We start from the raw sequence: 11,304 nt of genomic DNA, 5'->3' as shown, positions 1-11,304 counted from the left end.
CCATGGCCGACACGACGTCGTTCGTGTTCGAGAACCATTTCCATCCCTACGTCGGGATGCTGGTGGAACGGCTCAACCACCGGTCCGTGGACGGCCTGCTCGACCTGGCGGTCCAGCAGGTCTCCGAACCGTTCTTCGACCGGATCTACGACCCGAACGACCCGTCCGCGCCCGGCGGGGACCCGAGCTTCACGGTCACCGCGTCCCCGAAGAACATCGACGTCAGCGAGGCGGGGCCGTACTCGGTCTACAACTGGGAGCTGTTCTTCCACGCCCCGGTGACCATCGCGGTGCACCTGAGCAAGAACCAGCGCTTCGCCGAGGCCCAGCGCTGGTTCCACCACGTCTTCGACCCGACCGCCACCGACCCCGGCACGCCGGTGCCCGAGCGGTTCTGGAAGTTCGTCCGGTTCCGCGACCCGCGGCCGGGCGACATGCCGCGGGTCGACGAGCTGGTGGCCGTGCTGAGCCGCCCGCCCGCCGAGCTCACCCCCGAGGAGCGGATCCTGCTGGCCGCTGCCGCGCTGAGCTACGAGGGGCTGCGCCGCGAGCCCTTCCGGCCGCACCGGGTGGCCAGGACCCGGGTGGTGGCCTACCAGTACTACGTGGTGATGAAGTACCTGGAGAACCTCATCGCCTGGGGCGACAGCCTGTTCCGGCTCGACACCGCGGAGTCGGTCAACGAGGCGACCCAGCTGTACGTGCTCGCCGGCAACATCCTCGGCCCGCGCCCGGCGGAGGTGCCCCGGCACCGGGCCGCTCCCCGGATGAGCTACCGCCAGCTCAAGGAGGCCGGTCTCGGGGCGTTCGGGAACGCGCTGGTCAAGCTGGAGAACCAGCTCCCGTTCGCCGGGACGCCCGCTCCCGGGGCGGCCGGGGTCGGGGCGAACGGCACCGCGCTGCTGGGGATCGGGCGCAGCCTCTACTTCTGCGTCCCGCGCAACGACCGGCTGCTCATGCTCTGGGACACCGTCGCCGATCGCCTCTTCAAGATCCGCAATTGTCAGGACATCACCGGAGTCGTCCGTCAGCTCTCGCTCTTCGCGCCCGTTCTCGACCCCGGTCTCCTGACCCGCGCCACCGCGGCCGGGATCGACGTCGCCGGAGCGGTCGCCGGCACCCGGGCGCCGGTCTCGCCGGTACGGGCGACCCTGCTGATCCAGAAGGCACTGGAGATCACGGCGGAGGTCAGGGCGGCCGGGGCCGCGCTGCTGTCCGCGATGGACCGGCGCGACGGCGAGGAGCTCGCGCGGTTGCGGCAGGGGCACGAGATCGGCATGGCCCGCCTCGGCCGTGACGTCCGCTTCCTCGCCTGGAAGGAGGCCGAGGCGAACACCGAGGCGCTGCTGCGCACCCGCGCCGCCGCCTTCGCCCGCTACCGCCACTTCCAACTGCTGCTCGGCCGCCCCGAGTCCGAGGTCGACAAGCTGCGCGAGGTCACCCTGACCCGGTCGCCCGTGACCGAGGAGACCTTCCCGGAGGTGTTCCAGAAGCTGGTCGGGCAGTACGCGACCGCGATCGCGCAGGAGAGCCGCCCGGCGCCGCAGCTGGCGCGCGACGGTGACCCGCAGGTCCAGTCGGGCGCGCAGAGCCAGGGATCACTGGACCTGATCCCCAACGAGTTCGCCGAGCTGAACATCCACCTGCCGGCCGCGCGGGACAAGCAGAAGGACGCCACCACCGTCGACACCATCTTCGGCGTGCTCGGCATGCTGCCGAACATGGGCGTCGACATCGAGCCCTTCGGCATCGGCGGCCACGTGGAGTTCGGCGGGCCGCTGCTGTCGTCGGTGGGCAGGACCCTCGCCACCGCCATCCGGGGGGCCGCCGAGCAGGACGTCTACGACGGCAACCGGGCGGCCGCGATCGCCGGGTACCAGCGCCGGGACCTCGACTTCGTCCACCAGAGCAACCAGGCCGCGCTGGAGCTGATGCAGAACGGGCGCCAGCTCATCGCCGCGCTCGTGCACGAACAGGTCGCGCGGCGCGACTACGACCTCGGCCGCGACCAGATCCGGCGGGCCCAGGAGGTGGACGCCTTCCTGGCCTCCAAGGACACCAACACCGAGCTGTACACCTGGCTGCACGGCGAGGTGTCGCGCAGCTTCGCCGAGTGCTACCGGATGGCGGTCGACGTCGCCCGCTCCGCCGAACAGGCCGTGAAGCGGGAGCTGATGCGCCCCGAGGTCGACGAGCAGACCTTCATCGGGTTCTCGCACTGGGAGACCGGCAGACGGGGGCTGCAGGCGGGGGAGCGGCTGCACCACGACCTCACCCGGCTGCAACTGGCCTACCTGGAGCACGACCGGCGCGAGTTCGAGCTGACCACCCACGTCTCCCTCCGCATGCTCGACCCGCTGGCCCTGCTCGAACTGCGCTCGCGCGGGGCGTGCCAGTTCACCGTGCCGGAATGGCTGTTCGACCTGGAGGCGCCCGGGCACCACCTGCGCCGCATCCGCACCGTGGCGCTCAGCCTGCCGGCCGTGACCGGCCCCTACACGTCGGTCACGGCCACGCTGTCGCTGCAGCGCAGCTCCGTCCGCCGCGGCCCCGGGCTGATCGACAACCGGTACGCCCGGATGCCGGGGGAGGACCCGCGGTTCCTGGACTACCCCGGCGCCCTGGAGTCGGTGGTGACCAGCTCCGCCGTACGCGATGCCGGGCTGTTCGACGCCGCGGCGCGCGACGACCGCTACCTGCCGTTCGAGGGGGCGGGCGCGATCAGCACCTGGGCCCTGAACCTGCCCTCGGGCCTGCGCACGTTCGACTATTCGAGCGTCTCCGACGCCGTGCTGCACATCGGATACACCGCCCGCCCGGGGGTGCGGTCCGACGCCGTGGTCGCCGACCTGCGCGAACGCTTCGCCACCGCGGCGAGCCGGACCCTCGCGCGGTCGTTCAGCCTGCGCCATGACTTCCCGACGGAGTGGGCGGCCTTCCTGGCCGGTGCCGCCGGCCTGTCAGTGCGGATCGGCAGGAGCTGGTTCCCGTACTTCACCCAGTCCGCCGAGATCAAACTGAGCGCGATCGAGCTGTACGGGATCTCCGGCGACGACCTTGTCCGGGGCCCCTCCCCGGTGGCCGCCGCGGCGCTGCCGGCGCTCGACGCCGAACTCGCCGAGACGGGCGAGCTCACCCTGGCCGTTCCCGCGGACGACACCGTCGTGCGCCACGACCGGGCCGCCGACCCCCACCTCATCGTCCGTTACACGATCCGCTGACCACACCCGCAGGAGGAGAACCGCGATGAGCACTGCCCGTACGGCGGCGCGCTGATGGCGCCCGTCGAGTGGACCCGGCTCGGCGGTCCCGGTGAGGTCATCTGGGCCAAGGCCGCCGGTGACGTCTCCGCCATCGCCGTCGGCACCTCCGGTGGCCACCTCTACCTGCGCAGACGTACGGGGACCTCGTGGCGGTGGGAGTACGTCGGCGTCCCGCCCACCGCCGATGAGGTGCTCGACGCGGCCCTGCTCCCCGATGAGGGGGCGGACGGCGTCACGCCCGTCGTGGTCGGAGGCGACGTGAAGGTCTGGCTGCACCGGCCGGGGGCCGCGCCCACGCCGTGGACCGGGCTGGCGGGTCCCGCGCCGGACCCGGGGCTCCCCTTCTTCGCGGAGTGCGGCGACATCGTCGCGAGCACCGCCCGCCGCGGCGCCGTGCCCAAGCACACCCTCGTGGTCAGCAGCCCCGCGGGACGGCCGTGGATGCGCCAGGGCGTCGACCCCGACGGCACCTGGTTCCGCATCGCCGCGGACGACGACTGGATCGCCATGGAACTCGCGACCGCCCTCGCCTCCGTCGCACCCGGCGCGGAACCCCAGCAGCACGTCTTCGCCGTGGTCCGGGACCGCCAGAGCGGTGACCTCGGCCTGCGGGTCGCCGTGCATGAGGAGGGGGTCTGGACCTGGATCGATCCGGGGGCTCCCGCGCCCGACGGCCAGCACTTCGCCGCGCTGACGGCGACCGGCTTCCGCGACGCCGCGGGCATGCTCCTGGCGTGCACCGTCCTGCTGACGGGGGAGGGCACCGTCAGCATGATCATCGGTTCGGGCCGGGAGTGGCAGCTGGTCGATCTCGGGAGGCCGCCCGTTCCGCGCGAGATCGGGGCGCTGGTGGTCGCGCTCAAGGGACCCGACCCCCGGCCCGGCGACGAGCCCGTCGTCGTGGTCCGCGTCGGCCACAACATCTGGACGCGCTCGCTGCGCGACGACTGGACGGATCTGGGCACCACGCCGCAGGACGTCGCCGTCGTCAGCCCGAACGCCGCCTTCGAGATCGAGGCGGCCGACGGCGGGAGACTCATCTGGATGGCCGGTGTCTCCTGGGCGTTCGGTCTGTGGACCCTCCAGTCGGACGCCGCCGGCGCGCGGTGGGAGGACCACGGCAGGCCCGGACCGGTGGCCTCGATCGTCGGGGCCTACACCGACCCTCCTCTTCACGACACCCTCGACCGCCCGGTCGTGGTGGCCGCCCTGGACGAGAGAGGTGAACTGTGGAACTGCGTGACGTGGGGGAACTCGACCGGGCTCTTCGTCTCCTCCGAATCCTGGGTCTACCACGGCCGGCCCGCTCCGGGCGTCGGGTGCGCCAAGGGCGTCGGGGCGATCACCCTGGCCGGCGGCGATCCGCAGCCCGCCTGGGTGTTCGTGATCGGTGACGACGGGCGGCTGTGGGCGAGGACGGCCGACGCCGCCGGCTGGACCTGGGTCGACCACGGCGCCCCCGCCGGCCGGTCGGTCAAGTCCGGTGTGGCGCCGATCGCGGCCGATCCGCCCGGCGCGCCGGCCGTCCACGTGCTGGCCGACGACGGGAGGCTCTGGATGCGCTCGGCGTCCGGCGGCGGCTGGAGCTGGACGGATCGCGGAGCGCCGCCGGGCCAGCTGATCTTCGCCATCGCGGGCGCCGCCCTCCTGCCGACCGCGCAGGGCCGGATCCCGGTCGCCGCCGTCGTCACCGGCGACGGGCACCTGTGGGTCAGCGTCCCGGACGGCGCCTCGTTTCGCTGGACCGACCAGGGCGTCCCCGCAGCGGCGGAGAAGATCGTCGCAGGGATCGGCATCGAGGTCGTCACCGTCCCGGGCGGGCCCCCGATGCTGGACATCGTGGTGGTCGGCTCGCCGAGCGGGCAGGTGTGGAGTCATCGATGGCCGCCGGGGGGAACGACGGGATGGACCGCGCACGGGCGTCCCGCCGACGCCCGCATCCGCGCCGCCGTCGGCACCATGCCCGACCCCGCGAACCCGGCGGGCTGCCTCGTGGTGGTCGTCGGGAACGACCACCAGGTCTGGGCGACCTCCTCGGCGGGCGGGGCGTGGTCGCGCTGGGATCCCCAGTTCGCCGCGACCACCGTCACCGGAGGGAAGGCCGCGCTGCTCCTCGACGTCCTGCCGTGCGCGCTGGTCCTGGACGGCGAGCGCCTCGTCCACGCCGTGACGCCGGTTCTCTCGCCGTGATCGTTCCTTGGGAGGAGCCCGTGTCTCCTGTCGGTTCTGGGGGATTGGGGGGATGTCGTGCCTCCTGTGGCGGTCTGGGATGCTGTGCGGCATGACTGCTACGCCTTCCGATCTCGCCCAGCGCCAGCTCGACGCCTACAACGCCCACGACCTCGAGGCCTTCATCGCGTGCTACGCGGAGGACGTCGTCGTGCTCGCCGGTGACCAGGTCCAGGGCAGGGGCCACGACTACCTGCGCGAGCGGTACTCGCCGCAGTTCGCCGCCAAGTCCTGCCACGCCGACCTGCTGGGCCGGATGGCCGAGGGCGACTGGGTGGTGGACCACGAGCACGCGGTGGGAACCGCGCGCGGTGACTTCGACCTGCTGGTCTCCTATCGCGTGAAGGACGGCGTGATCGACCGCGTGATCTTCATGTCCTGAGCCGGCCGCCATCCGGGCATCCCCGGGCGGACATGGAGGATCAACGGGCCGCGGCGGCGGCGTCCCGCTGATGACCACCCGGCGGTCAGGGGAACCGCCGGGTGGGCCCGTCCATCGTCACGGCGCCGGGTCGTCCCCGGAACCCCTAACCGAGCAGAGCGGCCGCCTCCTCGTCGGTGAGCCCGGCCAGCTCCTCCACCAGCAGATCCTCCACCGCCGTGGCGAGGGCCGCGACCGTGCGGTGGGCGAACACCGTCCGGATCGGCACCTCCAGCCCCGTCTCGGCCCGAAGCCGGGCCGTGATCCTGGTCGCCAGCAGCGAGTGGCCGCCCAGGGCGAAGAAGTCGTCGGACGCGCCGACGGCGGTGACACCGAGCTGCTCGGACCAGATGGCCGCCACCAGGCGCTCCGCGTCGGTGCGGGGCGGTACGTGCACCGCCCGGGCGGCGGACGCCCGCCCCGGATCCGGGAGGGCGGCACGGTCGATCTTCCCCCGGGTGGTGAGCGGCAGCTCGTCGAGGCGCACCCACAGGGTCGGCACGAGGTGGCGGGGGAGGACCCCGGCGAGGCGGGCGCGCAGCTCGTCGGGGGAGGCCGTACCGGTGACGTAGGCGACGAGGTCGTCACCGCGGGCGGTGACGTGCGCCTGGCCCACCGCCGGGTGGGCCAGCAGGTGGCTCTCGACCTCGCCGGGCTCGATCCGGAAACCGCGCACCTTGACCTGGTCGTCGGAGCGCCCCAGGAACTCCAGCCGCCCGTCGGCGCGCCACCGCGCCCGGTCACCGGTACGGTAACGGCGCGAGCCCGGCGGGCCGTGCGGGTCGGGCACGAAGGCGGCCGCGGTGAGCGCGGGGCGGCCGAGATAGCCGCGCGCCACCCCGGCCCCGCCGACGACCAGCTCTCCCACGGCGCCCGGCGGCAGGGGCTCGCCCCGCGCGTCGAGCACGTGGACGGAGGTCGCCCCGACGGGCACGCCGATCGGCACTCTGCCCGCGGTCGCGCCGGAGCCGTGGGGTTCGCTGGGGTCATGGGGGTCATGGGGGTCATGGAGCCCGGGGAGCCCAGTGAGCTCGCGGAACCCGAGGTCCCCGGGCTCTGTGAGTTCTCCGGGCTCCGCCGTCCGCGTGAGGTCCGCTGCCGTGGCGATCACCGTGGTCTCGGTCGGGCCGTAGGTGTTGACGAGCCGGACGCCGTCGCCGAAGCGGGCGCGCCAGCGGCGCACGGCGGCCGAGGCGACCTGCTCCCCGCCGAGGATCACCAGGCGGAGGGCAGGCGGCCAGGAGATCGTCTCGATCTCCTCCACCATGCGGTGCCAGTAGGCGGTGGGCAGGTCCAGGACGGTGATCCCGCCGCCCGCGGGGGAGGCGAGCAGGTCGGGCAGGGCCGCCGCGCCGTCGGGCAGCAGCACCAGCGCGGCCCCGGCGGCCAGCGTGGGGAACACCTCCTCGACGTGCGCGTCGAAGCTCAGCGACGCGAACTGCGTGACGCGGTCACCGGGGGCGAGGCCGTACTCCCGCCGCATCCATCGCACGCGGGCGGCCACGCTGCGGTGCTCCACCAGCACGCCCTTGGGCAGCCCCGTGGAGCCGGAGGTGGAGATGACGTAGGCGGCGTCCGCCGGGTGCGGCCTCACGGCCTCCGCGGGGCCGGCGGAGCCGGCGGGGTCCGTCGGGCCGGCGGGGCCCGTCTCCGGCGCCTCCGCGACCGGGGCCGTCCCGGTGGGGTCGACCACGACGGCGGACTCCGGGCCCTCGCCCAGGGTGATGAGGTACGGGGGCCCGTCACCCCGTCGTGCCAGGTTCTCCAGGGAAGAGACAAGTCGTTCGTCCGGATCGTCCGGGTCGAGCGGCAGGTAGGCCGCCCCCGCGAGCCAGACCGCGAGGAGCGCGGTGATCGCCTCGACCGACCGGGGCAGGCGGACACCGACGACGTCACCGCGCTCCACCCCGCGCAGGCGCAGGACGGCGGCGAGCCGTTCCGCCCCGGCGTGGAGCTCACGGTAGGTGACGGACCGCTCGCCGCAGACCACCGCGACGGCGTCGGGGTGGAGCCGTACGGCGGAGGCGATCAGCTCGGGCACCGAGGGACCGGGCTCCGCGGACCCCTCCGTGCCGTCCCCCGCCAGCTCCCGGATCGCCGCGTGGTCGGCGGCGGTCCAGATCCGCAGCTCCGCGATCGGCACGGACGGGTCCGCCGCGATCGACTCGAGGAGGAGGGCGAACCGGGAGGCCAGCCGCTGGATCGTCGCCGGTGCGACCACGCCGGGATCGTGGCAGAACGACACGATCAGCTCGTCGCCCTCCCACCAGGCCTCGGTGAGCAGGTCGCCCTTGACCTGCCGGTAACCGTCGGCGAACCCCGACACCGCCAGATCGCCGAAGGCCGGGGACGCGCCGCCGTTCTGGTTGTGCAGGATGAACATGGTGGGCATCAGCGTGCCCAGCGGGTGGTCGATCCGCTCGAAGGGGACCCCGGGTCGGCCGAGCGCCTCCAGGGCCTCGCCCCGGGTCCGGTCGAGCAGCTCGGTGAACGGGGGGTTCCCGCTCAGGTCACCGCGGAGGACGACGGTCTGGGCGACGTACCCGACCAGCGGCTCCAGCTCGACCCGGTCGCGGCCCGCGACCGCCGTGCCGACCAGGACGTCCTCCTGCCCGGTGTGCCGGAACAGCAGCACCTGGTAGGCCGCCATCAGCACCGCGAACAGCGTGGTCCGCCGCTGCCTGGCCAGCCGGTCCAGCGCGCTCGTCACCGTGGCGTCCACCCGGATGTGGTGGAACGCGCCGTGTCCCGGCCGGATGTCCTCCCGGAGCCGGTCGAAGGGCAGCTCGGGCGGGGGCGGGCCGGCCAGTTTCCCCTGCCAGTACGGCACCGCCCGCTCGACCCTGCGGCGCTGCCAGCGCGCGTAGTCGCTCGGCTGGACGGGCAGCGGGCGCAACCGCGGCTCCCGCCCCTGGACGCGGGCCGTGTAGCAGGCGGCCAGGTCGTCGAAGAGCACGTTCAGCGACGACCCGTCGGCGACGATGTGGTGGAGGGTGAAGCAGAGCACGTGGTCGTCGCCGGCGATCCTGATCAGGGCGACGCGCGCGGGCGCCCCCGCCGACAGGTCGAAGGGCGCGTTGACCCGCTGGGCCACCAGCCGTTCGGCCTCCTCCGGCCCACCGGCCGTCAGCCGCTCGAAGGCCGGCGGACCCGCGGAGCCCGCGGAGCCCGTGGAGCCCGCGGAGCTCGACGACCCCGACGGCCCCGGGGAGTTCGCGGGGCTCGCGGAGTCCGGGAATCCGGCGGGCTCCGCGACCGCCCACGGCACGCCGTCCTCCTCCACGAACCGGGTGCGCAGGCTCTCGTGCCGGGCCGCCAAGTCGGCCAGTGCCCCGCGCAGGGCGTCCTCGTCGAGCGGGCCGCGCAGCCGCCGTACGAGGTACACGACGTAGGAGGCGTCGCCGGGATCCATGCGGTGCAGGAGCCAGAGCCGTTCCTGGGCGGGGGAGAGCGGTGCCCTCATGTGCTCGGCGACAGTTCGTCGAAGAGGGCGTCCAGGTCCTCGGCGCTGAGGCCGTCCAGCTGGTCGCGGAGCGCGGCGACCTCGGCCAGGTCCAGGTCGTCGGGGTCGAGGAGGTCCATCTCCCGGGCGAGCCCGGCGACGGTGGGGTGCTCGAAGAACAGCGCGAGCGGCACCGTGACCGCGAAGCGCTCCTGGATCCTGGCGATGATCTGGGTGGCGGTCAGCGAGTGCCCGCCGAGGTCGAAGAAGTCGTCGTCGGCGCCGACCGGCTCGGTGACGCCGAGCACCTCGGCCCACATGACGGCTAAGTCGGCCTCCAAGGCGCCGCGCGGTTCCCGGTAGGCGGCGGTCGCGGTCCTGCTCCACTTGGGACGGGGCAGCGCCGCGCGGTCGAGCTTGCCGTTGGGCGTGAGCGGCAGGGCCTCCAGCACGCTCAGGTGCGCGGGGACCATGTACTCGGGGAGGCGCTTGCGCAACCGGTCACGCAGGTCGCGCCAGAGTCCGCCGGGTACGGGGAGCGTCTCGGGGACGATGTGGGCCACCAGCCGGGCGAGCCCGTCCGGGCCGTCGCAGGCGCTGACGGCGGCCTGCCGTACGCCGGGCAGGGAGCGCAGGACGGTCTCGATCTCGCCGAGCTCGATCCGGAACCCCCGGATCTTCACCTGCTGGTCGGCGCGGCCGAGGTACTCCAGACGGCCGGCGGGCGTGACCCGGACGAGGTCGCCGGTGGCGTACATGCGGGCCCCGGGCCGGTCGGCGAAGGGGTCCGGGAGGAAACGGCCGGCCGTCATCGCGGGCATGCCGTGGTAGCCCCGGGCCACCCCGGCCCCGCCGATGTGCAGCTCGCCCACCTGCCCGGCGGGAACCGGCAGGCCGTCGGGGCCCAGGACGTGCAGCCGGGTGCGCGCGATGGGCTCACCCAGGTCGACGGCCGCGGGCGACGGCGCGACGAGGCCCGCGGAGGACCACACGGTCGTCTCCGTCGGCCCGTAGACGTTCCACAGCCGGATCCCGTCCCGGTGCGCCCCTTCGCCGTCCGATCCGTCGCCGTCCGGCCCGTCCCCGCGCGGCCCGCCGCCGAGCAGGGCGTCGGCGAGATCGCGGGGGAGCGCCTCACCGCCGCACAGGCGGGTGCGGATCCCCTCCGGGACCCCGCCGGACTCCACCAGGATCCGCCAGCCCGCCGGGGTGGCCTGCATGACCGTGACGCCCTCGGCGACCGCGCGCTCCCGCAGGGCCCGGCCGTCCGCGGTCCCCGAGGCGATGACCACGCGCGCGCCGCAGGTCAGGGGGAGCAGCAGTTCCAGGACCGAGATGTCGAAGGACAGGGTGGTCACCGCGAGCCAGACGTCCCCGGGGGTCAGCTCCAGGCGGTCCGCGAAGGACTCCAGCAGGTTGACCACCGCGCCGTGCGGGACCGCCACGCCCTTGGGCCGGCCGGTGGACCCCGAGGTGTACATCAGGTAGGCCAGGTCGCCCGGGGAGGAGGAGGCGGGGGAGACAGCGGAGGGGACGGAGGCCGTACCGGCCGGGAGGGAGGCGACGCCGCCGGGAGAGATCTCGACCACCTCGGGCACGTCCTCCAGCAGGGCGCGGTCCACCCCGGGCTGGGTCAGCACCAGGCCGACCCCCGCGTCCTCGCGCGTCAGCGTGAGCCGGTCGGCGGGGAAGGCGGGATCGAGCGGGACGTACGCGCCGCCCGCGGCCCAGACGGCCAGCACCGCGACGAGGATCCCGCTGGTGCGCTCCAGGCAGAGGCCGACGGGGGTCTCGGGCCCCACCCCCCGCTCCCGCAGCACCGCCGCCAGGTCCTCCGCCCGCCGCCACAGCGCGCCGTAGGTCAGCTCGCCGTCGGCCGCGCGTACGGCGACCGCCTCGGGCGTGCGCTCGCACCACTGCCGGATCAGGTCCAGTGTCGTCCCCATGTC

General features: G+C 74.1%; 5 protein-coding genes. 3 read left to right on the top strand and 2 right to left on the bottom strand.

Annotated elements, in window-relative coordinates; genetic code table 11:
* Positions 1–2 precede the first annotated feature (2 nt).
* From IEZ08_RS16385 to IEZ08_RS16375, 3 genes are all read left to right on the top strand, one after another.
* A complete protein-coding gene (locus tag IEZ08_RS16385) occupies positions 3–3,221 on the top strand; it encodes a Tc toxin subunit A-related protein (RefSeq protein WP_189242418.1) in 3,219 nt (1,072 codons plus the stop codon).
* Positions 3,222–3,275: 54 nt separating this feature from the next.
* Complete coding sequence (locus IEZ08_RS16380) at positions 3,276–5,453, top strand: PLL family lectin (RefSeq protein ID WP_189242417.1); 2,178 nt, start codon at positions 3,276–3,278, stop codon at positions 5,451–5,453.
* A 91-nt stretch (positions 5,454–5,544) separates the two neighbouring features.
* Entirely contained in the window at positions 5,545–5,874 is a 330-nt protein-coding gene (locus IEZ08_RS16375; protein WP_084780980.1) for a nuclear transport factor 2 family protein, read from the top strand.
* A gap of 145 nt (positions 5,875–6,019) precedes the next feature.
* Here the strand turns inward: IEZ08_RS16375 and IEZ08_RS16370 are convergent, their stop codons facing one another.
* A complete protein-coding gene (locus tag IEZ08_RS16370; protein WP_189242416.1) occupies positions 6,020–9,376 on the bottom strand; it encodes an AMP-binding protein in 3,357 nt (1,118 codons plus the stop codon).
* Positions 9,373–11,301, bottom strand: a complete 1,929-nt coding sequence (locus IEZ08_RS16365; RefSeq protein WP_084780039.1) for a non-ribosomal peptide synthetase — start codon at positions 11,299–11,301, stop codon at positions 9,373–9,375. The genes IEZ08_RS16370 and IEZ08_RS16365 overlap by 4 nt, the downstream gene beginning before the upstream one ends.
* Positions 11,302–11,304 lie beyond the last annotated feature (3 nt).

The sequence above is a fragment of the Planobispora rosea genome (assembly GCF_014648175.1).
In the GTDB taxonomy this organism is placed as follows: Bacteria; Actinomycetota; Actinomycetes; order Streptosporangiales; family Streptosporangiaceae; genus Planobispora; species Planobispora rosea.
This window is presented reverse-complemented; position numbering and strand designations above follow the sequence as displayed.